The 26362-nt window shown below is 52.9% G+C and carries 24 protein-coding genes; 18 read left to right on the top strand and 6 right to left on the bottom strand.

Annotated features, from left to right (window positions below):
* The first annotated feature begins 13 nt into the window (after positions 1 to 13).
* The 5 genes from phnL to phnP are packed head-to-tail and all read left to right on the top strand — an operon-like array spanning position 14 to position 3565.
* A complete protein-coding gene (gene phnL / locus KXD89_RS20275) occupies positions 14 to 694 on the top strand; it encodes a phosphonate C-P lyase system protein PhnL (protein WP_000611405.1) in 681 nt (226 codons plus the stop codon).
* The gene (phnM, locus tag KXD89_RS20280; RefSeq protein WP_000586325.1) at positions 691 to 1827 is read left to right on the top strand and encodes an alpha-D-ribose 1-methylphosphonate 5-triphosphate diphosphatase; all 1137 of its coding nucleotides are present in this window, start codon (positions 691 to 693) and stop codon (positions 1825 to 1827) included. Before phnL ends, phnM begins: the two co-directional genes overlap by 4 nt.
* Complete coding sequence (phnN, locus tag KXD89_RS20285; protein ID WP_000971886.1) at positions 1827 to 2384, top strand: ribose 1,5-bisphosphokinase; 558 nt, start codon at positions 1827 to 1829, stop codon at positions 2382 to 2384. The genes phnM and phnN overlap by 1 nt, the downstream gene beginning before the upstream one ends.
* On the top strand, positions 2371 to 2805 hold the full coding sequence (gene phnO / locus KXD89_RS20290) for an aminoalkylphosphonate N-acetyltransferase (protein WP_001110490.1): 435 nt from the start codon (positions 2371 to 2373) through the stop codon (positions 2803 to 2805). The genes phnN and phnO overlap by 14 nt, the downstream gene beginning before the upstream one ends.
* A 1-nt stretch (position 2806) precedes the next feature.
* Positions 2807 to 3565, top strand: coding sequence for a phosphonate metabolism protein PhnP (phnP, locus tag KXD89_RS20295; RefSeq protein WP_000059908.1), 759 nt, complete (start codon positions 2807 to 2809; stop codon positions 3563 to 3565).
* Between the two features lie 146 nt (positions 3566 to 3711).
* Here phnP and yjdP read toward each other — a convergent pair whose 3' ends face one another.
* Both yjdP and rpiB read right to left on the bottom strand, forming a co-directional pair.
* Positions 3712 to 4041, bottom strand: coding sequence for a DDRRRQL repeat protein YjdP (gene yjdP / locus KXD89_RS20300; protein WP_000819746.1), 330 nt, complete (start codon positions 4039 to 4041; stop codon positions 3712 to 3714).
* A 68-nt stretch (positions 4042 to 4109) separates the two neighbouring features.
* Positions 4110 to 4559: a bifunctional allose-6-phosphate isomerase/ribose-5-phosphate isomerase RpiB gene (rpiB, locus tag KXD89_RS20305; RefSeq protein ID WP_000716794.1), complete on the bottom strand. Its 450-nt coding sequence runs from the start codon at positions 4557 to 4559 to the stop codon at positions 4110 to 4112.
* Between the two features lie 358 nt (positions 4560 to 4917).
* Between rpiB and alsR the strand changes: the two genes are divergently transcribed.
* From alsR to yjcO, 13 genes are all read left to right on the top strand, one after another.
* Positions 4918 to 5808: a D-allose utilization transcriptional regulator AlsR gene (gene alsR / locus KXD89_RS20310; protein ID WP_000083216.1), complete on the top strand. Its 891-nt coding sequence runs from the start codon at positions 4918 to 4920 to the stop codon at positions 5806 to 5808.
* A gap of 58 nt (positions 5809 to 5866) precedes the next feature.
* Positions 5867 to 6802 (top strand): D-allose transporter substrate-binding protein, encoded by a 936-nt coding sequence (gene alsB / locus KXD89_RS20315; RefSeq protein ID WP_001046187.1) that lies wholly within the window; start codon positions 5867 to 5869, stop codon positions 6800 to 6802.
* 126 nt (positions 6803 to 6928) lie between these two features.
* A complete protein-coding gene (gene alsA, locus KXD89_RS20320) occupies positions 6929 to 8461 on the top strand; it encodes a D-allose ABC transporter ATP-binding protein AlsA (RefSeq protein ID WP_000235257.1) in 1533 nt (510 codons plus the stop codon).
* Positions 8440 to 9420 (top strand): D-allose ABC transporter permease, encoded by a 981-nt coding sequence (gene alsC / locus KXD89_RS20325; protein WP_000507106.1) that lies wholly within the window; start codon positions 8440 to 8442, stop codon positions 9418 to 9420. Before alsA ends, alsC begins: the two co-directional genes overlap by 22 nt.
* A gap of 10 nt (positions 9421 to 9430) precedes the next feature.
* Positions 9431 to 10126 (top strand): D-allulose-6-phosphate 3-epimerase, encoded by a 696-nt coding sequence (gene alsE / locus KXD89_RS20330; RefSeq protein ID WP_001311314.1) that lies wholly within the window; start codon positions 9431 to 9433, stop codon positions 10124 to 10126.
* On the top strand, positions 10110 to 11039 hold the full coding sequence (gene alsK / locus KXD89_RS20335) for an allose kinase (RefSeq protein WP_001698770.1): 930 nt from the start codon (positions 10110 to 10112) through the stop codon (positions 11037 to 11039). Before alsE ends, alsK begins: the two co-directional genes overlap by 17 nt.
* 272 nt (positions 11040 to 11311) lie before the next feature.
* On the top strand, positions 11312 to 13297 hold the full coding sequence (yjcS, locus tag KXD89_RS20340) for an alkyl sulfatase YjcS (RefSeq protein WP_001698769.1): 1986 nt from the start codon (positions 11312 to 11314) through the stop codon (positions 13295 to 13297).
* A 208-nt stretch (positions 13298 to 13505) separates the two neighbouring features.
* Positions 13506 to 13781 carry a YtcA family lipoprotein gene (locus tag KXD89_RS20345; RefSeq protein ID WP_001295389.1) on the top strand — a complete coding sequence of 92 codons (276 nt, stop codon included), beginning with the start codon at positions 13506 to 13508 and terminating at the stop codon, positions 13779 to 13781.
* A gap of 18 nt (positions 13782 to 13799) precedes the next feature.
* A complete protein-coding gene (gene mdtN, locus KXD89_RS20350) occupies positions 13800 to 14831 on the top strand; it encodes a multidrug efflux transporter periplasmic adaptor subunit MdtN (RefSeq protein WP_000446378.1) in 1032 nt (343 codons plus the stop codon).
* The gene (mdtO, locus tag KXD89_RS20355; protein WP_001275207.1) at positions 14831 to 16882 is read left to right on the top strand and encodes a multidrug efflux transporter permease subunit MdtO; all 2052 of its coding nucleotides are present in this window, start codon (positions 14831 to 14833) and stop codon (positions 16880 to 16882) included. The genes mdtN and mdtO overlap by 1 nt, the downstream gene beginning before the upstream one ends.
* Positions 16879 to 18345, top strand: a complete 1467-nt coding sequence (mdtP, locus tag KXD89_RS20360) for a multidrug efflux transporter outer membrane subunit MdtP (RefSeq protein ID WP_000610601.1) — start codon at positions 16879 to 16881, stop codon at positions 18343 to 18345. Before mdtO ends, mdtP begins: the two co-directional genes overlap by 4 nt.
* Positions 18346 to 18542: 197 nt before the next feature.
* Positions 18543 to 20690, top strand: a complete 2148-nt coding sequence (gene fdhF, locus KXD89_RS20365; protein WP_077634049.1) for a formate dehydrogenase subunit alpha — start codon at positions 18543 to 18545, stop codon at positions 20688 to 20690.
* A 93-nt stretch (positions 20691 to 20783) separates the two neighbouring features.
* Positions 20784 to 21473 (top strand): Sel1 family TPR-like repeat protein YjcO, encoded by a 690-nt coding sequence (gene yjcO, locus KXD89_RS20370; protein ID WP_000719886.1) that lies wholly within the window; start codon positions 20784 to 20786, stop codon positions 21471 to 21473.
* A 530-nt stretch (positions 21474 to 22003) separates the two neighbouring features.
* Here the strand turns inward: yjcO and gltP are convergent.
* The 4 genes from gltP to KXD89_RS20390 form a co-directional block, all read right to left on the bottom strand.
* Positions 22004 to 23317, bottom strand: coding sequence for a glutamate/aspartate:proton symporter GltP (gene gltP / locus KXD89_RS20375; RefSeq protein ID WP_000789592.1), 1314 nt, complete (start codon positions 23315 to 23317; stop codon positions 22004 to 22006).
* Positions 23318 to 23658: 341 nt separating this feature from the next.
* Positions 23659 to 24255: a heme lyase NrfEFG subunit NrfG gene (gene nrfG, locus KXD89_RS20380; RefSeq protein ID WP_000812896.1), complete on the bottom strand. Its 597-nt coding sequence runs from the start codon at positions 24253 to 24255 to the stop codon at positions 23659 to 23661.
* On the bottom strand, positions 24252 to 24635 hold the full coding sequence (gene nrfF / locus KXD89_RS20385; RefSeq protein WP_001032531.1) for a heme lyase NrfEFG subunit NrfF: 384 nt from the start codon (positions 24633 to 24635) through the stop codon (positions 24252 to 24254). Before nrfF ends, nrfG begins: the two co-directional genes overlap by 4 nt.
* Positions 24628 to 26346 (bottom strand): heme lyase CcmF/NrfE family subunit, encoded by a 1719-nt coding sequence (locus KXD89_RS20390; protein WP_071524917.1) that lies wholly within the window; start codon positions 26344 to 26346, stop codon positions 24628 to 24630. Before KXD89_RS20390 ends, nrfF begins: the two co-directional genes overlap by 8 nt.
* Positions 26347 to 26362: the final 16 nt, after the last annotated feature.

Below are 26362 nucleotides of genomic sequence, written 5' to 3' on the forward strand. Positions count from 1 at the left end.
CACGAGGCGAAAAATGATTAACGTACAAAACGTCAGTAAAACCTTCATCCTGCACCAGCAAAACGGCGTGCGCCTGCCCGTCCTCAATCGCGCCTCGCTCACCGTCAACGCGGGCGAATGCGTGGTGCTCCACGGCCATTCCGGCAGCGGCAAATCAACTCTGCTACGCTCGCTGTACGCCAACTATCTGCCCGACGAAGGTCAAATCCAGATCAAACACGGTGACGAGTGGGTAGACCTGGTCACCGCGCCAGCGCGCAAAGTGGTGGAAATCCGCAAAACCACCGTCGGCTGGGTGAGCCAGTTTCTGCGCGTCATCCCGCGTATCTCAGCACTGGAAGTGGTGATGCAGCCGCTGCTCGATACCGGCGTTCCGCGTGAAGCCTGCGCCGCTAAAGCCGCGCGTCTTCTCACCCGCCTGAACGTGCCGGAACGCCTGTGGCACCTGGCACCATCGACATTTTCCGGTGGCGAACAGCAGCGCGTCAACATCGCCCGCGGCTTTATCGTCGACTACCCCATTCTGCTGCTTGACGAACCTACCGCCTCGCTGGACGCCAAAAACAGCGCCGCGGTGGTGGAACTGATTCGCGAAGCCAAAACCCGTGGCGCAGCCATCGTAGGCATCTTCCATGACGAAGCTGTACGTAATGACGTCGCCGACCGCCTGCACCCAATGGGAGCCTCTTCATGATTATCAATAACGTTAAGCTGGTGCTGGAAAACGAGGTGGTAAGCGGTTCGCTGGAGGTGCAGAACGGCGAAATCCGCGCCTTTGCCGAAAGCCAGAGCCGCCTGCCGGAGGCGATGGACGGCGAAGGCGGCTGGCTGCTGCCGGGGCTGATTGAGCTGCATACCGATAATCTGGATAAATTCTTCACCCCGCGCCCGAAAGTTGACTGGCCTGCCCACTCGGCGATGAGCAGCCACGACGCGCTGATGGTGGCGAGCGGCATCACCACCGTACTGGATGCCGTGGCAATTGGCGACGTGCGCGACGGCGGCGATCGGCTGGAGAATCTGGAGAAGATGATCAACGCCATCGAAGAGACGCAGAAACGCGGCGTCAACCGCGCCGAGCACCGTCTGCATCTGCGCTGCGAACTGCCGCATCACACCACGCTGCCGCTGTTTGAAAAACTGGTGCAGCGCGAGCCGGTGACGCTGGTGTCGCTGATGGACCACTCGCCGGGCCAGCGCCAGTTCGCCAACCGCGAGAAGTATCGCGAATATTATCAGGGCAAATACTCCCTCACTGATGCGCAGATGCAGCAGTACGAAGAAGAGCAACTGGCGCTCGCCGCACGCTGGTCGCAGCCGAATCGCGAATCCATCGCCGCCCTGTGCCGCGCGCGAAAAATTGCGCTTGCCAGCCACGATGACGCCACCCACGCCCACGTTGCTGAATCTCACCAGCTTGGCAGCGTGATCGCCGAATTTCCCACCACGTTCGAAGCGGCGGAAGCCTCGCGCAAGCATGGCATGAACGTGCTGATGGGCGCGCCGAATATTGTGCGCGGCGGCTCGCACTCCGGCAACGTGGCGGCCAGTGAACTGGCGCAGCTTGGCCTGCTGGATATCCTCTCTTCCGACTACTACCCCGCCAGCCTGCTCGATGCGGCATTTCGCGTCGCCGATGACCAGAGCAACCGCTTTACGCTGCCGCAGGCGGTGAAGCTGGTGACTAAAAATCCAGCGCAGGCGCTTAATCTCCAGGATCGCGGGGTGATTGGCGAGGGCAAACGCGCCGACCTGGTGCTGGCGCATCGCAAGGACAATCATATTCATATCGACCACGTCTGGCGTCAGGGTAAAAGGGTGTTCTGATGATGGGAAAACTGATTTGGTTAATGGGGCCGTCCGGCTCCGGGAAAGACAGCCTGCTGGCGGAACTCCGCCTGCGGGAACAAACTCAGTTACTGGTGGCGCATCGCTACATCACGCGCGATGCCAGCGCCGGAAGTGAAAACCATATCGCCCTGAGCGAGCAGGAGTTTTTTACCCGCGCGGGGCAAAATCTGTTGGCCTTAAGCTGGCACGCTAACGGTCTGTATTATGGCGTCGGCGTCGAGATTGATCTCTGGCTGCACGCCGGATTCGACGTGCTGGTCAACGGCTCACGCGCCCATCTGCCGCAGGCGCGGGCGCGCTATCAATCGGCGCTGCTGCCCGTCTGTTTACAGGTTTCGCCGGAGATCCTCCGCCAGCGCCTGGAAAACCGTGGCCGTGAAAACGCCAGTGAAATTAACGCCCGCCTGGCGCGCGCCGCCCGCTATACTCCACAGGATTGCCATACGCTCAACAATGACGGCAGCCTGCGCCAGTCGGTCGACACGCTGCTGACGCTGATCCATCAGAAGGAGAAACACCATGCCTGCTTGTGAGCTTCGCCCGGCCACGCAGTACGACACCGACGCGGTTTACGCGCTGATTTGTGAGCTAAAACAGGCGGAGTTTGACCACCACGCGTTTCGCGTGGGTTTTAACGCCAATCTGCGCGACCCAAACATGCGCTACCATCTGGCGCTGCTTGATGGCGAAGTTGTCGGCATGATCGGCCTGCATTTGCAGTTTCATCTGCATCATGTCAACTGGATCGGCGAAATTCAGGAGTTGGTGGTAATGCCGCAGGCGCGCGGTCTGAACGTCGGCAGTAAGTTACTGGCGTGGGCAGAAGAAGAAGCCCGCCAGGCCGGGGCCGAAATGACCGAACTTTCGACCAACGTGAAGCGCCACGACGCGCACCGTTTCTATCTGCGCGAAGGCTACGAGCAGAGCCACTTCCGCTTCACCAAGGCGCTGTAACATGAGCCTGACCCTCACGCTCACCGGCACCGGCGGCGCACAGGGCGTTCCGGCATGGGGCTGCGAGTGTGCGGCCTGCGCCAGAGCGCGGCGCTCGCCGCAGTATCGCCGCCAACCGTGCAGCGGCGTAGTGAAGTTTAACGACGCAATCACCCTGATCGACGCCGGGCTGCACGATCTCGCCGATCGCTGGTCGCCCGGATCGTTCCAGCAGTTTTTGCTGACGCATTATCATATGGATCACGTCCAGGGGCTGTTTCCGCTGCGCTGGGGCGTTGGCGATCCGATCCCGGTTTACGGCCCGCCGGATGAACAGGGCTGCGACGATCTGTTTAAACATCCGGGCCTGCTTGATTTCAGCCACACGGTGGAACCGTTTGTGGTGTTTGATTTGCAGGGGTTACAGGTCACGCCCCTGCCGCTCAACCACTCAAAACTGACCTTCGGTTATCTGCTGGAAACGGCACACAGCCGGGTGGCGTGGCTGTCTGACACCGCAGGCTTGCCGGAAAAAACGCTGAAATTTTTACGCAATAATCAGCCGCAGGTAATGGTGATGGATTGCAGTCACCCGCCGCGCGCGGATGCACCGCGTAATCACTGTGATTTAAATACCGTGCTTGCGCTGAATCAGGTTATCCGCTCGCCACGGGTGATTCTGACCCATATCAGCCACCAGTTTGATGCGTGGCTGATGGAAAACGCACTACCGTCAGGGTTTGAGGTGGGGTTTGATGGGATGGAGATTGGGGTGGCGTGATGAGAGGGAATGTGCGCGCTGGCCCCCTCACCCTAACCCTCTCCCCAGAGGGGCGAGGGGACCGATTGTGCTCGATATTGAATATTGCGCTCGTTTTCTCCCTCTCCCCATTGGGGTGAGGGGCGATGCCTGCTCCATACCCAACCTCATCGCCCATACTCATCTTCCATTCTCCGCTCTTCATCCTCCAGTTGCCGACGCTCCTGATCAAGCTGGCGCTGGCGATCGTCCAGCTGCCTGCGGCGATCTTCAAACTGGCGGCGGCGGTCGTCATATTGTCTGCGCCGATCGTCGCTCACTTCACGCTGCCAGCCGTCGTCGCGCGAATCTTCATAGTCTCGCCCACGGTCAGGGTTATAAGCGTCATTAATCGCCTGCTGAATATTGCCAATGGTGTCGTCGATAATATCGGCCTGGGCCGGAACGGTGGACAGCGTGAGCAGGGTGAATAAAAGAAATAGCGGAAAGCGTTTCATTAGCCAACCTCAAAAAGAAACTCTATCCACATTAATCATTACTCATCCATGCAAGTAGTGGATGAATCTCAATTTCTCCGCTGCTCTATTGCCGTAATCGCCTCCACGCGTTGTTGATGACGACCGCCTTCGTACTGTGCGCCCAGCCACGCATCCACAATCATTTTTGCCAGTTCGAGGCCAACCACTCGTGAACCAAAAGCCAGCACGTTGGTGTCGTTATGCTGCCGCGAAAGTTGCGCGGAATAAGGTTCGCTACAGACGACCGCGCGAATTCCGGCAAACTTGTTCGCCGCTATCGAAATACCGACGCCAGTACCACAAATCAAAATCCCGCCATCAACCTCTCCGCCAGCAACAGCCAGTGCGACTTGACTGGCGTAATGTGGATAATCAGTACGCTCTGACGACCAGGTTCCTTTATCAATCACTTCAACGCCACGCTCAACTAAATGTGCCACTATTTCATGTTTTAAAATGAAACCGACATGATCACAGCCAAATGCAATCTTTTTCATTCATCTTCCCCGTCCGTGCAAAACTTCACAATCAAAAAACATTTGTGATGTTAATGAATTAAAAACACCCAAAATCGATGAATTACGCCTTCCTGATCTGTTTTACAGAGTTACATCTGACAGCGCAATAGCGTTAAAGACACTCACCATCCAGCAACATCTATCATCTAAAAAACCAGAAAAACAAATAACATCATGTTTTTAAACTAATTAAATGAAATAAAATTTTAAGCCACTCGCCATTGTTCACAATAAAATAAACTTTATAAATTTTATTTTTTTGTGAAGTCGCCAGCATCTTTTCTGTTCTTGCTGTGGTGATATAGTGGCGTCTTCAATTCAAGGACAAGAGAACGTGATGAGCCAGTCAGAGTTTGATTCAGCGCTTCCGAACGGTATAGGGTTAGCGCCTTACCTGCGAATGAAGCAGGAAGGAATGACAGAAAATGAAAGCCGCATCGTGGAGTGGTTACTCAAACCCGGTAACCTGAGTTGTGCACCCGCAATTAAAGATGTCGCAGAAGCTCTGGCGGTATCTGAAGCGATGATAGTTAAGGTATCAAAGCTGCTGGGGTTTAGCGGCTTTCGTAACTTACGCAGTGCGCTGGAAGATTATTTTTCTCAGTCAGAACAGGTATTGCCTTCCGAGTTGGCTTTTGATGAAGCGCCGCAGGATGTGGTGAATAAGGTATTTAACATCACTTTACGCACCATTATGGAAGGTCAGTCGATCGTCAACGTTGATGAGATCCACCGTGCCGCCCGCTTTTTCTATCAGGCCAGACAGCGGGATTTGTACGGTGCCGGAGGATCAAATGCTATCTGTGCTGATGTACAGCACAAGTTCTTGCGCATTGGCGTACGCTGTCAGGCCTATCCTGATGCTCACATCATGATGATGTCCGCTTCGTTGTTACAGGAAGGAGATGTTGTGCTGGTAGTGACCCATTCCGGGCGAACCAGTGATGTAAAAGCGGCCGTAGAACTGGCAAAAAAGAACGGGGCAAAGATTATTTGTATAACCCATAGCTACCATTCACCGATAGCGAAACTGGCCGATTATATTATTTGCTCACCAGCCCCGGAAACGCCGTTATTAGGTCGTAATGCCTCGGCAAGAATATTACAACTAACTTTGCTGGACGCTTTTTTTGTCTCTGTCGCCCAGCTCAACATTGAACAAGCTAATATTAATATGCAAAAAACCGGCGCAATTGTTGATTTCTTCTCACCAGGCGCGCTGAAATAAGAAAAAGGTAATTCCGCCATCGCGGAGTTACCTGTCCCCTTACCGTGAGAACATTATTATGAATAAATATCTGAAATATTTCAGCGGCACACTCGTGGGCTTAATGTTGTCAACCAGCGCTTTTGCTGCCGCCGAATATGCTGTCGTATTGAAAACCCTCTCCAACCCATTTTGGGTAGATATGAAAAAAGGCATTGAAGATGAAGCAAAAACACTGGGCGTCAGCGTTGATATTTTTGCCTCTCCTTCAGAAGGCGATTTTCAATCTCAATTGCAGTTATTTGAAGATCTCAGTAATAAAAATTACAAAGGTATCGCCTTCGCTCCATTATCCTCAGTGAATCTGGTCATGCCTGTCGCCCGCGCATGGAAAAAAGGCATTTATCTGGTTAATCTCGATGAAAAAATCGACATGGATAATCTGAAAAAAGCTGGCGGCAATGTGGAAGCTTTTGTCACCACCGATAACGTTGCTGTCGGGGCGAAAGGCGCGTCGTTCATTATTGACAAATTGGGCGCTGAAGGTGGTGAAGTCGCAATCATTGAGGGTAAAGCCGGTAACGCCTCCGGTGAAGCGCGTCGTAATGGTGCCACCGAAGCCTTCAAAAAAGCAAGCCAGATCAAGCTTGTCGCCAGCCAGCCTGCCGACTGGGACCGCATTAAAGCACTGGATGTCGCCACTAACGTGTTGCAACGTAATCCGAATATTAAAGCGATCTATTGCGCGAATGACACGATGGCAATGGGTGTTGCTCAGGCAGTCGCAAACGCCGGAAAAACGGGAAAAGTGCTGGTCGTCGGTACAGATGGCATTCCGGAAGCCCGCAAAATGGTGGAAGCCGGACAAATGACCGCGACGGTTGCCCAGAACCCGGCGGATATCGGCGCAACGGGTCTGAAGCTGATGGTTGACGCTGAGAAATCCGGCAAGGTTATCCCGCTGGATAAAGCACCGGAATTTAAACTGGTCGATTCAATCCTGGTCACTCAATAAAACTGAATGATGCCGGATGATGATGCTAATGAAGTGTCTTATCCGGCCAACAAAATAACCTGAACGTAGACCTGATAAATGTAGCCATCAGGCAATAATACGATATTTCGTGCAGAGAGGTTATTTATGGCCACGCCATATATATCGATGGCGGGGATCGGCAAGTCCTTTGGTCCGGTTCACGCATTAAAGTCGGTTAATTTAACGGTTTATCCTGGTGAAATACATGCATTACTAGGAGAAAATGGCGCGGGTAAATCCACGCTAATGAAAGTTTTATCCGGAATACATGAGCCGACCAAAGGCACCATTACCATTAATAACATTAGCTATAACAAGCTGGATCATAAATTAGCGGCACAACTCGGTATCGGGATTATTTATCAGGAACTCAGCGTTATTGATGAATTAACCGTACTGGAAAATTTATATATTGGTCGTCATCTGACGAAAAAAATCTGTGGCGTCAATATTATCGACTGGCGAGAAATGCGTGTCCGCGCCGCCATGATGTTATTACGCGTGGGCTTGAAAGTTGATCTAGATGAGAAAGTGGCGAATTTATCTATCAGCCACAAGCAGATGCTAGAAATTGCCAAAACGCTGATGCTCGATGCCAAAGTCATCATCATGGATGAACCCACCTCCTCACTCACCAATAAAGAGGTGGACTATCTGTTTCTGATCATGAATCAGTTGCGTAAAGAGGGTACGGCCATCGTCTATATCTCGCATAAGTTGGCGGAAATTCGCCGTATTTGCGACCGCTATACGGTGATGAAAGACGGCAGCAGCGTTTGCAGCGGCATAGTAAGCGATGTGTCAAATGACGATATCGTCCGTCTGATGGTAGGCCGCGAACTGCAAAACCGTTTTAACGCGATGAAGGAGAATGTCAGCAACCTTGCGCACGAAACGGTTTTTGAGGTGCGGAACGTCACCAGTCGTGACAGAAAAAAGGTCCGGGATATCTCATTTAGCGTCTGCCGGGGAGAAATATTAGGCTTTGCCGGACTGGTCGGTTCCGGACGTACTGAACTGATGAATTGTCTGTTTGGCGTGGATAAACGCGCTGGCGGAGAAATCCGTCTTAATGGCAAAGATATCTCTCCACGTTCACCCCTGGATGCCGTGAAAAAAGGGATGGCTTACATCACTGAAAGCCGCCGGGATAACGGTTTTTTCCCCAACTTTTCCATCGCTCAGAACATGGCGATCAGCCGCAGTCTGAAAGACGGCGGCTATAAAGGCGCGATGGGCTTGTTTCATGAAGTTGACGAGCAACGTACCGCTGAAAATCAACGCGAACTGCTGGCGCTGAAATGTCATTCGGTAAACCAGAATATCACCGAACTCTCCGGGGGAAATCAGCAGAAAGTCCTGATCTCCAAATGGCTGTGCTGTTGCCCGGAAGTGATTATTTTCGATGAACCTACCCGCGGCATCGACGTTGGCGCGAAAGCCGAAATTTACAAAGTGATGCGCCAACTGGCGGACGACGGAAAAGTCATCCTGATGGTGTCATCTGAACTACCTGAAATTATCACCGTCTGCGACCGCATCGCCGTGTTCTGCGAAGGACGACTGACGCAAATCCTGACGAATCGCGATGACATGAGCGAAGAGGAGATTATGGCATGGGCTTTACCACAAGAGTAAAAAGCGAAGCGAGCGAGAAGAAACCGTTCAACTTTGCGCTGTTCTGGGATAAATACGGCACCTTTTTTATCCTGGCGATCATCGTCGCCATCTTTGGTTCGCTGTCACCAGAATATTTTCTGACCACCAATAATATTACCCAGATTTTTGTTCAAAGCTCCGTGACGGTATTGATCGGCATGGGCGAGTTTTTCGCTATCCTGGTCGCTGGTATCGACCTCTCGGTTGGCGCGATTCTGGCGCTTTCCGGTATGGTGACCGCCAAACTGATGTTGGCAGGTGTTGACCCGTTTCTCGCAGCGATGATTGGCGGTGTACTGGTTGGCGGCGCACTGGGGGCGATCAACGGCTGCCTGGTCAACTGGACGGGGCTACACCCGTTCATCATCACCCTTGGCACCAACGCGATTTTCCGTGGGATCACGCTGGTGATCTCCGATGCCAACTCGGTATACGGCTTCTCATTTGACTTCGTGAACTTCTTTGCCGCCAGCGTAATTGGGATACCTGTCCCCGTTATCTTCTCACTAATTGTCGCGCTCATCCTTTGGTTTCTGACAACGCGTATGCGGCTCGGGCGCAACATCTACGCACTGGGCGGCAACAAAAATTCGGCGTTCTATTCCGGGATTGACGTGAAATTCCACATCCTGGTGGTGTTTATCATCTCCGGTGTTTGTGCAGGTCTGGCAGGCGTCGTCTCAACTGCACGACTCGGTGCCGCAGAACCGCTTGCCGGTATGGGTTTTGAAACCTATGCCATTGCCAGCGCCATCATTGGCGGCACCAGTTTCTTCGGCGGCAAGGGGCGCATTTTCTCTGTGGTGATTGGCGGGTTGATCATCGGCACCATCAACAACGGTCTGAATATTTTGCAGGTACAAACCTATTACCAACTGGTGGTGATGGGCGGATTAATTATCGCGGCTGTCGCCCTTGACCGTCTTATCAGTAAGTAAGGAATTGAACATGAAAATCTCCCCCTCGTTAATGTGTATGGATCTGCTGAAATTTAAAGAACAGATCGAATTTATCGACAGCCATGCCGATTACTTCCACATCGATATCATGGACGGTCACTTTGTCCCCAATCTGACACTCTCACCGTTCTTCGTAAGTCAGGTTAAAAAACTGGCAACTAAACCGCTCGACTGTCATCTGATGGTGACGCGGCCGCAGGATTACATTGCTCAACTGGCGCGTGCGGGAGCAGATTTCATCACTCTGCATCCGGAAACCATCAACGGCCAGGCGTTCCGCCTGATTGATGAAATCCGCCGTCATGACATGAAAGTGGGGCTGATCCTTAACCCGGAGACGCCAGTTGAGGCCATGAAATACTATATCCATAAGGCCGATAAAATTACGGTCATGACTGTCGATCCCGGCTTTGCCGGACAACCGTTCATTCCTGAAATGCTGGATAAACTTGCCGAACTGAAGGCATGGCGTGAACGAGAAGGTCTGGAGTACGAAATTGAGGTGGACGGTTCCTGCAACCAGGCAACTTACGAAAAACTGATGGCGGCAGGGGCGGATGTCTTTATCGTCGGCACTTCCGGCCTGTTTAATCATGCGGAAAATATCGACGAAGCATGGAGAATTATGACCGCGCAGATTCTGGCTGCAAAAAGCGAGGTACAGCCTCATGCAAAAACAGCATAACGTCGTAGCGGGCGTGGATATGGGGGCAACGCATATCCGCTTTTGTCTGCGGACAGCAGAAGGTGAAACGCTACACTGCGAAAAAAAGCGGACCGCAGAAGTCATTGCTCCCGGCCTGGTGTCGGGTATCGGCGAAATGATTGACGAGCAACTCAGGCGCTTTAACGCTCGCTGTCATGGTCTGGTGATGGGATTTCCGGCGCTGGTCAGTAAAGATAAACGCACCATTATTTCTACGCCTAACCTGCCGTTAACAGCGGCGGATTTATATGATCTCGCCGATAAGCTCGAAAATACGCTGAATTGTCCGGTTGAGTTTTCCCGCGACGTTAACCTGCAACTCTCCTGGGACGTAGTAGAAAACCGCCTTACGCAACAACTGGTTCTGGCGGCCTATCTCGGTACGGGGATGGGGTTCGCAGTGTGGATGAACGGTGCGCCGTGGACGGGTGCACACGGTGTGGCAGGCGAACTGGGTCATATCCCCCTGGGAGATATGACCCAACACTGCGCGTGTGGCAATCCTGGGTGCCTGGAAACCAATTGCTCTGGAATGGCGCTAAGACGCTGGTACGAACAACAGCCCCGAAATTACCCATTGCGCGATCTTTTCGTCCATGCGGAAAACGCCTCTTTCGTCCAGAGTCTGCTTGAAAACGCGGCACGGGCCATTGCCACCAGCATTAATCTGTTCGATCCCGATGCGGTGATCCTGGGCGGTGGCGTGATGGATATGCCCGCCTTCCCACGCGAGACTCTCGTTGCCATGACCCAAAAGTACCTGCGCCGTCCACTGCCGCATCAGGTCGTGCGCTTTATTGCTGCCTCATCTTCTGACTTTAATGGCGCTCAGGGTGCAGCAATATTGGCGCATCAACGTTTTTTGCCACAGTTCTGTGCTAAAGCCCCATGAGTAAAACGTTGGCACAGTAGCGCAATGTCCCGCTGTGCCAACGACAGGTACAATATATATAATAAACACATAAAACGACTCATATTATTTTCTGCAATGATAGTTTTACTGTAATTTTCCCTCTTCAGCACAAATGCCTAATAAAATGGCGCGTTCCGCTCACACTTCCACTTATTAAAGTCGCAATTTCCCAATTATGATAACGCCAGCTTTAAATGACGTATTTTGCATGGATTACATATTTACGACATAAATGATAAATGGAGATTTATATGAATAACTCTCGGTTATTCCGTTTGAGCAGGATTGTTATTGCGTTAACTGCCGCCAGCGGCATGATGGTAAATACCGCTAACGCGAAAGAGGAAGCGAAAGCCGCCACTCAATATACCCAACAGGTTAATCAGAATTACGCCAAATCATTACCGTTTAGCGATCGTCAGGATTTTGACGATGCCCAGCGTGGATTTATCGCCCCGCTGCTGGATGAAGGTATTCTGCGTGATGCGAACGGTAAAGTTTACTACCGCGCGGACGATTACAAATTTGATATTAATGCCGCAGCGCCGGAAACCGTAAACCCCAGCCTGTGGCGTCAGTCGCAAATCAACGGTATTTCTGGCCTGTTCAAAGTCACCGATAAAATGTATCAGGTGCGCGGCCAGGATATCTCTAACATTACGTTCGTTGAGGGCGAGAAAGGCATTATTGTTATCGACCCGCTGGTGACGCCGCCTGCCGCAAAAGCCGCACTTGACCTTTACTTCCAGCATCGTCCGCAAAAACCGATTGTTGCCGTTATCTACACTCACAGCCACACCGACCACTATGGTGACGTGAAAGGCATTATCTCTGAAGCCGATGTTAAATCCGGCAAAGTTCAGGTGATTGCCCCTGCAGGCTTTATGGACGAAGCCATCAGCGAAAACGTGCTGGCGGGTAACATCATGAGCCGCCGTGCGCTCTACTCTTACGGTCTGTTACTGCCGCACAACGCGCAAGGCAATGTGGGTAATGGCCTTGGCGTGACGCTGGCAACGGGCGACCCGAGCATTATTGCACCGACGAAAACTATCGTCAGAACTGGCGAGAAGATGATTATCGACGGCCTGGAGTTTGACTTCCTGATGACCCCAGGTAGCGAAGCGCCAGCCGAAATGCACTTCTATATTCCGGCCCTGAAAGCCCTGTGTACCGCCGAGAACGCCACGCATACCCTGCACAACTTCTACACTCTGCGCGGCGCGAAAACCCGCGACACCAGCAAGTGGACCGAGTATCTGAACGAAACGCTGGATATGTGGGGTAACGACGCGGAAGTGCTGTTTATGCCGCACACCTGGCCGGTCTGGGGCAATAAGCATATCAATGATTATATTGGTAAATACCGCGATACCATCAAGTACATTCACGACCAGACCCTGCACCTGGCGAACCAGGGCTACACCATGAATGAAATCGGCGACATGATTAAGCTGCCGCCTGCACTTGCCAATAACTGGGCCAGCCGCGGCTATTACGGTTCTGTCAGCCACAACGCCCGCGCGGTGTATAACTTCTATCTTGGCTATTACGACGGTAACCCGGCTAACCTGCATCCGTATGGTCAGGTGGAGATGGGTAAACGTTACGTGCAGGCGCTGGGCGGTTCTGCCCGTGTCATCAACCTGGCGCAAGAAGCGAACAAGCAAGGTGATTACCGCTGGTCGGCAGAACTGCTGAAACAGGTGATTGCCGCCAACCCGGGTGACCAGGTCGCGAAGAATCTGCAAGCGAATAACTTTGAACAGCTGGGCTATCAGGCCGAGTCCGCCACATGGCGCGGTTTCTACCTGACCGGCGCGAAAGAGCTGCGCGAAGGGGTGCATAAGTTCAGCCACGGCACCACCGGTTCCCCGGACACCATTCGCGGGATGTCGGTCGAAATGCTGTTCGACTTTATGGCCGTTCGCCTCGATAGCGCGAAAGCTGCGGGTAAAAATATCAGCCTGAACTTCAATATGAGCAACGGCGATAACCTCAACCTGACGCTGAACGATAGCGTGCTTAACTACCGGAAAACGCTGCAACCGCAAGCCGACGCCTCTTTCTACATCAGCCGTGAAGATCTGCACGCCGTGCTGACCGGACAAGCCAAAATGGCGGATCTGGTAAAAGCGAAGAAAGCCAAAATTATTGGCAATGGCGCGAAACTGGAAGAAATTATCGCCTGTCTGGATAATTTCGATTTGTGGGTGAATATCGTAACCCCAAATTAATGTCACTCGCTTTTGGGGGCGCTGAAGCCCCCAAAAGTATTTATTTTAAAAATATATACAGCCAATTAATAAATAAAATATATAAGTTATGAATGCGGTGGCTGAATAAAGCTATTTTTATTCATCAAGAAAATAGCCATACTGACGCCTTCAATGGATATTGATATTCACTACAGATATTGTTCGCAGCAGACAGGATGTATTTAATATGCCAACAGTTCTCTCTCGCATGGCGATGCAACTCAAAAAAACAGCCTGGATAATTCCCGTCTTCATGGTTTCGGGATGCTCATTATCTCCGGCAATCCCGGTGATCGGCGCTTATTATCCCAGCTGGTTTTTCTGCGCCATTGCCAGCCTTATTTTGACGCTCATCACGAGGCGAGTTATTCAGCGGGCAAATATCAATCTGGCATTTGTCGGAATTATTTATACCGCCCTTTTTGCTCTCTACGCCATGCTGTTCTGGCTGGCATTTTTCTAATCTATTTGAGACGCGCTCATGGAAAGTACGCCGAAAAAAGCTCCTCGCAGTAAATTCCCTGCTCTGTTAGTGGTTGCGTTGGCGCTGGTTGCCCTTGTTTTCGTTATCTGGCGCGTAGACAGTGCGCCATCAACTAATGACGCTTACGCGTCAGCAGATACCATTGATGTGGTACCGGAAGTCAGCGGCCGCATTGTAGAACTGGCGGTCACCGACAACCAGGCAGTCAAACAGGGCGATTTGCTGTTCCGCATCGACCCGCGCCCGTACGAAGCCAATCTGGCGAAAGCTGAAGCCTCCCTCGCGGCGCTGGATAAGCAAATTATGCTCACCCAGCGTAGCGTTGACGCGCAACAGTTTGGTGCCGACTCGGTTAATGCCACGGTAGAAAAAGCCCGTGCCGCCGCGAAACAGGCCACAGATACATTACGCCGCACCGAGCCATTACTGAAAGAAGGTTTTGTCTCAGCGGAAGATGTTGACCGTGCAAGAACGGCGCAGCGCGCCGCAGAAGCGGATCTTAATGCCGTATTGTTACAGGCGCAGTCAGCCGCCAGCGCCGTCAGCGGCGTGGATGCATTAGTTGCCCAGCGTGCGGCGGTCGAAGCGGATATTGCCCTGACCAAACTGCATCTGGAAATGGCGACCGTTCGCGCGCCGTTTGATGGCCGGGTCATTTCCCTCAAAACCTCCGTCGGGCAATTTGCTTCTGCCATGCGCCCTATTTTTACCCTAATCGACACTCGTCACTGGTATGTGATCGCCAACTTCCGCGAAACCGATCTGAAAAATATTCGCTCAGGTACACCCGCAACGATTCGCCTGATGAGTGACAGCGGCAAAACCTTCGAGGGTAAAGTGGATTCGATTGGCTACGGCGTGCTACCGGATGACGGCGGCCTGGTGCTGGGCGGCCTGCCGAAAGTGTCTCGTTCTATTAACTGGGTCCGCGTTGCCCAGCGTTTTCCGGTCAAAATCATGGTCGATAAACCTGACCCGGAAATGTTCCGCATCGGCGCTTCGGCAGTCGCTAATCTTGAGCCGCAATAATGAGCGCGCTCAACTCCCTGCCATTACCGGTGGTCAGGCTGCTGGCGTTCTTTCATGAAGAGTTAAGCGAGCGGCGACCAGGTCGCGTGCCGCAGACCGTGCAACTCTGGGTAGGCTGCCTGCTGGTGATTCTGATCTCGATGACCTTTGAGATCCCTTTTGTGGCGTTATCGCTGGCAGTGCTGTTTTACGGTATTCAGTCGAACGCGTTTTACACCAAATTTGTCGCGATCTTGTTTGTGGTTGCCACGGTGCTGGAGATCGGCAGCCTGTTTTTGATCTACAAATGGTCATACGGCGAACCGTTGATCCGATTGATCATCGCCGGACCGATCCTGATGGGCTGCATGTTTTTGATGCGCACCCATCGCTTGGGGCTGGTCTTTTTCGCCGTCGCCATTGTCGCTATTTACGGGCAAACCTTCCCCGCCATGCTCGACTATCCGGAAGTGGTCGTGCGCTTAACGCTGTGGTGTATCGTTGTTGGCCTCTATCCAACCTTGCTGATGACGTTAATCGGCGTGCTGTGGTTTCCCAGTCGTGCCATTTCGCAAATGCATCAGGCGCTTAATGATCGGCTTGATGATGCCATTAGTCACCTGACAGACAGCCTCGCACCGCTACCCGAAACGCGGATTGAAAGAGAGGCGCTGGCGCTACAAAAACTCAATGTCTTTTGCCTCGCGGACGATGCCAACTGGCGAACTCAAAACGCATGGTGGCAAAGCTGCGTGGCAACGGTAACCTACATTTACTCGACGCTGAATCGCTACGATCCCACCTCTTTTGCTGATTCTCAGGCAATTATTGAATTCCGACAAAAATTAGCTTCAGAAATCAACAAGCTGCAGCATGCCGTTGCTGAAGGTCAGTGCTGGCAAAGCGACTGGCGGATCAGTGAAAGTGAAGCGATGGCGGCACGGGAATGTAACCTGGAGAATATCTGCCAGACGTTGTTACAACTGGGTCAGATGGACCCGAATACGCCGCCAACGCCCGCAGCCAAACCGCCATCAATGGCCGCCGATGCTTTTACCAATCCAGACTATATGCGCTACGCGGTAAAAACGCTGCTCGCCTGTTTGATCTGTTACACCTTTTACAGCGGCGTGGACTGGGAAGGCATTCACACCTGTATGCTGACATGCGTGATCGTCGCTAACCCAAATGTCGGTTCGTCGTACCAGAAGATGGTGCTGCGTTTTGGCGGGGCCTTTTGCGGCGCGATTCTGGCGCTGTTATTCACGCTACTGGTCATGCCCTGGCTGGACAATATTGTCGAATTGCTGTTTGTGCTGGCACCGATTTTCCTGTTGGGCGCATGGATTGCCACCAGCTCTGAACGCTCTTCTTATATCGGCACACAGATGGTGGTCACCTTCGCGCTCGCCACGCTCGAAAACGTTTTTGGCCCAGTGTACGACCTGGTGGAAATTCGCGATCGCGCCCTGGGTATCATCATTGGTACCGTGGTGTCCGCGGTGATTTACACCTTTGTCTGGCCTGAAAGTGAAGCGCGCACACTGCCGCAAAAACTGGCTGGCACGCTGGGTATGTTAAGTAAAGTAATGCGGATCCCACGCCAGCAGGAAGTCACGGCTCTGCGCACTTATCTGCAAATTCGTATCGGTCTGCATGCGGCGTTTAATGCCTGTGAAGAGATGTGCCAACGCGTGGCGCTGGAGCGTCAACTGGACAGCGAAGAACGCGCATTACTGATTGAACGTTCGCAAACGGTTATTCGTCAGGGCCGCGATCTTCTTCACGCCTGGGATGCCACCTGGAACTCGGCGCAGGCGCTGGATAACGCACTACAGCCGGACAGAGCAGGTCAGTTTGCCGACGCCCTGGAGAAATACGCTGCCGGTCTGGCAACCGCACTCAGCCGTTCTCCTCAAATAACGCTTGAAGAGACACCCGCCTCTCAGGCCATCCTGCCCACCTTATTAAAACAGGAGCAACACGTCTGCCAGCTTTTCGCCCGCTTGCCAGACTGGACAGCCCCGGCATTAACGCCCGCCACGGAACAGGCACAAGGAGCCACGCAATGATCAATCGTCAACTTTCACGTCTGCTGTTGTGCAGCATTCTCGGCAGCACGACGCTGATTTCCGGCTGTGCCCTGGTACGTAAGGATTCTGCACCTCATCAACAGCTCAAACCGGAACAAATCAAACTGGCCGACGATATTCATCTTGCCAGCTCCGGCTGGCCGCAGGCGCAGTGGTGGAAACAACTCAATGACCCGCAGCTGGATGCGCTGATCCAACGGACGCTAAGTGGTTCACACACCCTCGCCGAAGCGAAACTGCGGGAAGAAAAAGCGCAGTCCCAGGCCGATTTGTTAGATGCCGGTTCACAATTACAGGTCGCAGCGTTAGGGATGCTCAACCGCCAACGTGTCTCGGCGAACGGCTTTTTAAGCCCTTATTCAATGGATGCGCCAGCACTGGGTATGGACGGGCCGTACTATACGGAAGCCACAGTAGGTTTGTTTGCCGGACTGGATCTTGATTTGTGGGGTGTGCATCGCTCAGCGGTTGCCGCCGCCATTGGCGCGCATAATGCCGCGCTGGCAGAAACCGCAGCAGTAGAGCTATCGCTGGCCACGGGCGTAGCGCAGCTTTATTACAGTATGCAGGCCAGCTATCAGATGCTCGATCTGTTAGAACAAACTCACGATGTGATTGATTACGCGGTGAAAGCGCACCAGAGTAAAGTGGCGCACGGTCTGGAAGCGCAAGTGCCTTTCCACGGCGCGCGGGCACAGATTCTGGCGGTCGATAAACAAATTGTTGCCGTCAAAGGGCAAATCACCGAAACGCGAGAATCTCTGCGTGCATTGATTGGCGCGGGAGCCAGCGATATGCCGGAGATCAGACCGGTGGCATTACCGCAAGTCCAGACCGGCATTCCGGCGACACTCTCTTATGAGTTGCTCGCCAGACGCCCGGATCTGCAAGCCATGCGCTGGTATGTTCAGGCGTCATTAGATCAGGTGGATTCCGCGCGGGCGTTGTTCTATCCGAGCTTTGATATCAAAGCGTTTTTCGGTCTGGACTCCATCCATCTGCATACCTTATTCAAAAAAACCAGTCGCCAGTTCAACTTCATCCCGGGTCTGAAATTGCCGCTGTTTGACGGTGGACGGTTGAATGCCAATCTCGAAGGCACGCGCGCCGCCAGCAACATGATGATTGAACGTTACAACCAGTCAGTACTGAACGCGGTGCGTGACGTTGCCGTCAACGGCACGCGTCTGCAAACGCTCAACGACGAGCGAGAAATGCAGGCTGAACGCGTGGAAGCCACGCGCTTTACCCAGCGCGCTGCCGAGGCCGCCTATCAGCGCGGCTTAACCAGCCGCTTACAGGCCACCGAAGCCCGGTTGCCAGTGCTTGCCGAAGAGATGTCATTACTGATGCTGGACAGCCGCCGGGTGATCCAAAGCATTCAGTTGATGAAATCGCTGGGCGGCGGGTATCAGGCAGGTCCCGTCGTCGAGAAAAAATAAAATGTCTGCCGCGTGATGGCTGTCACGCGGTATTTCGTTTCGTCACGTCAAAACTGACGACAGCCTGTTTTTCGTCAGAGTTTTGAATAAATAGTGCCCGTAATATCAGGGAATGACCCCACATAAAATGTGGCATAAAAGATGCATACTGTAGTCGAGAGCGCGTATGCGTGATTTGATTAACTGGAGCGAGACCGATGAAAAAAGTCGTCACGGTTTGCCCCTATTGCGCATCAGGTTGCAAAATCAACCTGGTCGTCGATAACGGCAAAATCGTCCGGGCGGAGGCAGCGCAGGGGAAAACCAACCAGGGTACCCTGTGTCTGAAGGGTTATTATGGCTGGGACTTCATTAACGATACCCAGATCCTGACCCCGCGCCTGAAAACCCCCATGATCCGTCGCCAGCGTGGCGGCAAACTCGAACCTGTTTCCTGGGATGAGGCACTGAATTACGTTGCCGAGCGCCTGAGCGCCATCAAAGAGAAGTACGGTCCGGATGCCATCCAGACGACCGGCTCCTCGCGTGGTACGGGTAACGAAACCAACTATGTAATGCAAAAATTTGCGCGCGCCGTTATTGGTACCAATAACGTTGACTGCTGCGCTCGTGTCTGACACGGCCCATCGGTTGCAGGTCTGCACCAATCGGTCGGTAATGGCGCAATGAGCAATGCTATTAACGAAATTGATAATACCGATTTAGTGTTCGTTTTCGGGTACAACCCGGCGGATTCCCACCCAATCGTGGCGAATCACGTAATTAACGCTAAACGTAACGGGGCGAAAATTATCGTCTGCGATCCGCGCAAAATTGAAACCGCGCGCATTGCTGACATGCACATTGCACTGAAAAACGGCTCGAACATCGCGCTGTTGAATGCGATGGGCCATGTCATTATTGAAGAAAATCTGTACGACAAAGCGTTCGTCGCTTCACGTACAGAAGGCTTTGAAGAGTATCGTAAAATCGTTGAAGGCTACACGCCGGAGTCGGTTGAAGATATCACCGGCGTCAGCGCCAGTGAGATTCGTCAGGCGGCACGGATGTATGCCCAGGCGAAAAGCGCCGCCATCCTGTGGGGCATGGGTGTAACCCAGTTCTACCAGGGCGTGGAAACCGTGCGTTCTCTGACCAGCCTCGCGATGCTGACCGGTAACCTTGGTAAGCCGCATGCGGGTGTTAACCCGGTTCGTGGTCAGAACAACGTTCAGGGTGCCTGCGATATGGGCGCGCTGCCGGATACGTATCCGGGATACCAGTACGTGAAAGATCCGGCTAACCGCGAGAAATTCGCCAAAGCCTGGGGCGTGGAAAGCCTGCCAGCGCATACCGGCTATCGCATCAGCGAGCTGCCGCACCGCGCAGCGCATGGCGAAGTGCGTGCCGCGTACATTATGGGCGAAGATCCGCTACAAACTGACGCGGAGCTGTCGGCAGTACGTAAAGCCTTTGAAGATCTGGAACTGGTTATCGTTCAGGACATCTTTATGACCAAAACCGCGTCGGCGGCGGATGTTATTTTACCGTCAACGTCGTGGGGCGAGCATGAAGGCGTGTTTACTGCGGCTGACCGTGGCTTCCAGCGTTTCTTCAAGGCGGTTGAACCGAAATGGGATCTGAAAACGGACTGGCAAATCATCAGTGAAATCGCCACCCGTATGGGTTATCCGATGCACTACAACAACACCCAGGAGATCTGGGATGAGTTGCGTCATCTGTGCCCGGATTTCTACGGTGCGACTTACGAGAAAATGGGCGAACTGGGCTTCATTCAGTGGTCTTGCCGCGATACTTCAGATGCCGATCAGGGGACTTCTTATCTGTTTAAAGAGAAGTTTGATACCCCGAACGGTCTGGCGCAGTTCTTCACCTGCGACTGGGTAGCGCCAATCGACAAACTCACCGACGAGTACCCGATGGTACTGTCAACGGTGCGTGAAGTTGGTCACTACTCTTGCCGTTCGATGACCGGTAACTGTGCGGCACTGGCGGCGCTGGCTGATGAACCTGGCTACGCACAAATCAATACCGAAGACGCCAAACGTCTGGGTATTGAAGATGAGGCATTGGTTTGGGTGCACTCGCGTAAAGGCAAAATTATCACCCGTGCGCAGGTCAGCGATCGTCCGAACAAAGGGGCGATTTACATGACCTACCAGTGGTGGATTGGTGCCTGTAACGAGCTGGTTACCGAAAACTTAAGCCCGATTACGAAAACGCCGGAGTACAAATACTGCGCCGTTCGCGTCGAGCCGATCGCCGATCAGCGCGCCGCCGAGCAGTACGTGATTGACGAGTACAACAAGTTGAAAACTCGCCTGCGCGAAGCGGCACTGGCGTAATACCGTCCTTTCTACAGCCTCCTTTCGGAGGCTGTTTTTTTATCCATTCGAACTCTTTATACTGGTTACTCCCTACCCAATCGTATTATCAAAATGAAAAAAATTATCGCATTGATGTTGTTTTTGACATTCTTTGCCCACGCCAACGACTCCGAGCCTGGCAGCCAGTATTTAAAGGCAGCAGAGGCCGGGGACCGACGCGCACAATATTTTCTTGCCGACAGCTGGTTTAGCTCCGGCGATTTGAGCAAAGCCGAATATTGGGCACAGAAAGCCGCCGACAGCGGTGATGCTGATGCCTGCGCGCTGCTGGCGCAGATCAAAATCACCAATCCGGTCAGTCTGGACTATCCACAAGCAAAAGTTCTTGCAGAGAAAGCGGCGCAAGCGGGCAGTAAAGAAGGTGAAGTAACGCTGGCGCATATTCTGGTAAATACTCAAGCGGGTAAACCGGATTATCCAAAGGCAATTTCGCTGTTAGAAAACGCCTCGGAAGATCTGGAGAACGACTCTGCCGTCGATGCCCAAATGCTGCTTGGTTTGATTTACGCCAACGGCGTGGGCATTAAGGCCGACGATGACAAGGCAACCTGGTATTTCAAACGCAGCTCTGCAATTTCCCGAACCGGTTATTCCGAGTACTGGGCGGGAATGATGTTCTTAAACGGTGAAGAAGGTTTTATCGAGAAGAACAAGCAAAAGGCGCTGCACTGGTTGAACCTGAGCTGTATGGAAGGGTTTGATACCGGGTGTGAAGAGTTTGAAAAATTAACCAACGGTTAAGATAGGCTTGATAAGACGCGGCAAGCGTCGCATCAGGCATTGATGTCGGATGCGGCGTAAACGCCTTATCCGACCTACAAAATCACGCTAAATCAGGCTATTGCGCTGTCTGGCGTAGGCCTGATAAGACGCGTTAAGCGTCGCATCAGGCGTTGATGTCGGATGCGGCATAAACGCCTTATCCGACCTACAAAATCACGCTAAATCAGGCTATTGCGCTGTCTGGCGTAGGCCTGATAAGACGCGGCAAGCGTCGCATCAGGCGTTGATGTCGGATGCGGCGTAAACGCCTTATCCGACCTACAAAATCACGCTAAATCAGGCTATTGCGCTGTCTGGCGTAGGCCTGATAAGACGCGTTAAGCGTCGCATCAGGCGTTGATGTCGGATGCGGCATAAACGCCTTATCCGACCTACAAAATCACGCTAAATCAGGCTATTGCGCTGTCTGGCGTAGGCCTGATAAGACGCGGCAAGCGTCGCATCAGGCATTCACACATTGCCGGGTGGATATCCCCGGCAATCTTCAATTATTGATCCGCAGTTTTATCAAATTTGCCCAGCACTTCACGCTCATAAGCCAGCGCTTTCTTACGGTCAAATTTGTGTTCCCACTTGGCAATCACCAGCACCGCCAGCGCATTACCCACCACGTTCAGCGCAGTACGCGCCATGTCGAGGATACGGTCAACACCAGCAATAAACGCCAGACCTTCCAGCGGAATACCTACGCTACCCAGCGTTGCCAGCAACACCACAAACGACACGCCAGGCACGCCAGCAATCCCTTTCGAGGTCACCATCAGCGTCAGCACCAGAATGATTTCCTGCCAGATGGACAGGTCAATGCCATACAACTGCGCGATGAAGATAGCGGCAATACTTTGATACAGCGTCGAACCATCAAGGTTAAAAGAGTAACCGGTCGGCACCACGAAACTGGTGATCGACACCGGTGCTCCGTAGGCTTCCATCTTCTCAATAATTCGCGGCAGCACGCTTTCAGAGCTGGCAGTGGAGTACGCCAGAATCAGCTCATCTTTCAGAATACGAATCAGGATCCAGACGCTTAACCCGCACAGGCGCGCCACAATTCCCAGCACTACCAGCGCGAAGAACAGAATGGCGAAATGCACCAGCAGCACCAGTTTCGCCAGTGGCCACAGAGACGAGAAACCAAAGTTAGCCACCGTCACCGCAATCAGCGCAAACACACCCACCGGTGCATAACGCATCACCATGTGAGTCACTTTAAACATGGTTTCAGAGATGGAGCGGAACACGGTCACCAGCGGTTCACGATGCGTCGCGGGCAGGGAAGAAAGCCCCAGACCAAACAGCACCGAGAAAAAGATGATCGGCAGCATTTCGCCTTTCGCCATCGACGCCACAATGTTCGTCGGCACCAGCGACAAAATCGTGCCCATAATGCCGTGGGAACTGCTTTGTACCGCTTCCGTAGTGCTCTGATATTTCGAGATATCGACGGTCGCCAACTGCGACATATCCACCCCGGCACCGGGCTGGAAGACGTTCGCCAGAGTGATCCCCAAAATGATGGCGACGGTGGTGATCACCTCGAAGTAGATAATGGTTTTCGCGCCAATACGCCCGAGCTGTTTGGCATCACCAACACCCGCGATACCCACCACCAGCGTGGAGATCACAATCGGCACAACAATCATTTTAATCAGATGGATGAAGATATCACCCGCCGGAGAGAGCAAATTGACGACCAGCCAGTCGCGGCTGTCGCTATGGTAGTGCAGGTAGCTTCCCAGGAGAATGCCCAGCACCATAGCAAACAGAATCTGCCAGGCCAGGCTGAATTTTATATTTTTCATATGAATGACTTCCTCAATGGAGCGCCGTTCCCCGTTCAGAAACGCGAGAACGTGACATACTGCCAGGGCATGAATTGTGTTGCGTTGGTTTGTAGATTTTTTTAACGCTTATGATCAGTATCATTTGCGCGGTATGTTGCGCAACCCTTTAACAACAGAGCTTTTCGCTGCATTAATGCATAATAACGCGAGTTTATGGCAGGATTAATGAATAACCATTTGTTATGGAAAGATTTTTATTTGTTTAATCTGCAATAATACTGATTAGTGATTATTTTTGGCATATGTTCATTCGATTATTTTTTATGCAGCTCAATGACATAATCTTCATCACCAGATGATTAATCCAATCTCCGCTGCAACAATTTCGCCATATTAATCGACTCAACCAGCTGTGTTCGGTTAACTCGCGGTGAGTTGAGATCCATCACTTTTTGCCATAGTTCGATGGCTTGCGCGTAGTTCGCCTGCATAAACGCATCGGAAGCCAGCAGCATCAGGGCGGTGATTTCATTACTGTCCAGCGCGAGGGCTTTGTCGATCATTGCGCGAGTCTGGGCGGTCATATGCTGGCTGGCCTGGTAATAAAGCACCGTCGCCAGCGCCGCATACAGTTCAGCGTTCTCACCACGTAGTTGCAACGCCTGACGGTACGCCAGCAACGAATTGCTGTAATCGTTTTGCCACAGATAGTACTCGCCCAGTAACGCCCACTGTTCGCTGTTTTGTGGATTAGCGCGGATTTTATCCTGCAATGCCTGAAGCTGCGCTTCCGGGGTTTGCTGGCTGGCAAACTGATGTAGCGGATCGCGCTGACGCTGATACTCCGCACGTACCGCCTGCCATTTTGGGCTTAACAGATAACTGCCGACACAGAGAAATACCATCAATATCGTGAGTGTTGTCAGCATTTTCACCGGTATTTTGGGCTGTTTCATCGCTTCGCCCTCACTCGCCAGAGGATCAGTGCCATCAGCAGTAACAACACCACTGGCAGCGCCCATAACACCAGCGTCTGACCCGTTAACGGTGGGTTATAGCGAACAAAATCTCCGTAGCGTTCGGTCATCCAGCCAATGATTTCGACTTCGTTCTTCCCCTCCGCCACCATGCTGTAAACCTGATGGCGCATACTGACAGCCACCGGCGCGTTGGATTCCAGTAAGTTTTGATTCTGGCACTGCGGACAACGTAACTGGCTGGCAATATTTAACGCCTGTTGCTGTTGTTGCGGATTGGCGAATTGCCAGGTGTCTACGACCTGAGCGTGCGCAAAACAGGTAAATAACAGCAGTAGCGTGAGAAGCCCTTTATTCATCGCGCTTCTTCCCCCGCCATCCGCTTAACAATGCGCCCGCAATCATCAACAATCCTCCCCCCCAGATCCAGCGCACACCGCTTTGTACATACAAACGAAAAGCGTAACGATCCGGCCCAGTTTTCTCCCCCATGACCGCATACCAGTCATGGATGCCGTTCCAGCGAATTGACGGTTCCATCATTTGTTGACGGCGTGCTTCATAAAAACGCCGCTCCGGCGTCAGTTCACCAATGCGTTGCTGATGGTCAAACAGTGCCACTATCGCTTTTTCGCTGGTGTAATTGCCTTTGGCTTGTAGATCGAGGCACTCAAAACGGAAGGTGTATCCTGCCAGCGTCACCTGCTGACCCGGCTGTAAATTCAGGCTGATCTCCTGACGGCTGACGCTGGAGACCACGACCCCAGCGGCAAATAACAGCACGCCCGCATGAGCTACCAGCGCCGGAAGCTGCACGCGTTTGCCAGAGACAAACGTCGCCAGCACAATCACCACCAGCATCAACAGACCAAACGGTAACGTCGCGCGGTTAAAATACGGCGCGCCAACGGAGAGGCGTCCCCAGCCCAGCAGGCCGTAAATCATCGGATAAAGCGTTCCCACCAGCACGATCAGTAGCACTGCGCAAAACAGCAACAGCGTAGCGAGGATTAACATTTCCCGCGATAACCCCGAAAAATGCACCGCCGGGCCACCGTCCCGCGCTCGCCAGCCATACAGAGCCAGAGACGCAAGGCTAATCAGTGCAAACAGGCTGAACAACGGCACGGCGCGGACGTTATCCAGCGCGAACGCATGAACCGAAACCAGAATGCCAGAACGGACAATTAAGGTGCCCAGCAGCGACAGCATCAGAGTAACTATCGCCAGCAACAGCGACCAGTGGCAAAAAATCCCCCGCTGGCGTGTCAGGGACAAACTGTGCAGCAGCGCAGTGGCAGAAAGCCAGGGTAATAAAGAGGCGTTTTCCACCGGATCCCAGAACCACCAGCCGCCCCAGCCGAGTTCGCAGTAGGCCCACCAGGAACCGAGGATGATCCCCGCCGTTAATGCACTCCAGCCAGGTAACGCCCAGCGCCAGCAAATTCGGGCGCAGGCACCATCAAACTCGCCGCGCAGTAGACTCGCCAGCGCCACGCTCGCCGCTACCATCAAACCGCCATAGCCAAGGTAAAGCAGCGGTGGATGAAAGATAAGACCGGGATGTTGCAGCATCGGATTGAGATCGCGGCCTTCGATTGCTGGTGGAAATATCCGCACGAAGGGATCGGACCACAGCACCACAAACAGTAGCAGTGCGGCGAGCATGAGAGATAAAACGGCTAACGTCAGCGGAAATAGCGGATCGGTTTGCTGCCGATAATGCCAGGCAAACAGCGCGCTCCAGGCGGAAAGCAGCAGCACCCAAAGCAGCAGCGAACCTTCATGGCCGCCCCACACCGCTGCCAGCTTGAGTTCCCACGACAGCAGGCTATAGCTATGTTGCGCGACATAAATGACCGAGAAATCGCTGATGAGAAAACAATACGTCAGTACGCCAAAGGCGAGCAGCAGGAGCGCGAACTGCGCCAGAATGCCGATGCAAGTGAGTCGCATCATGGCAGGCCAGCGCAACCGCACTCCCGCGAAGGCCGTCAACGGGGTCAACACGTTGACCCCGAGACTTAACAACAACGCCAGAAAACCGACTTCAGGAAGGAATACGTCCAGAAACCACCTCTTTTCT

This window comes from Escherichia sp. TC-EC600-tetX4, from assembly GCF_019356055.1.
In the GTDB taxonomy this organism is placed as follows: Bacteria; Pseudomonadota; Gammaproteobacteria; order Enterobacterales; family Enterobacteriaceae.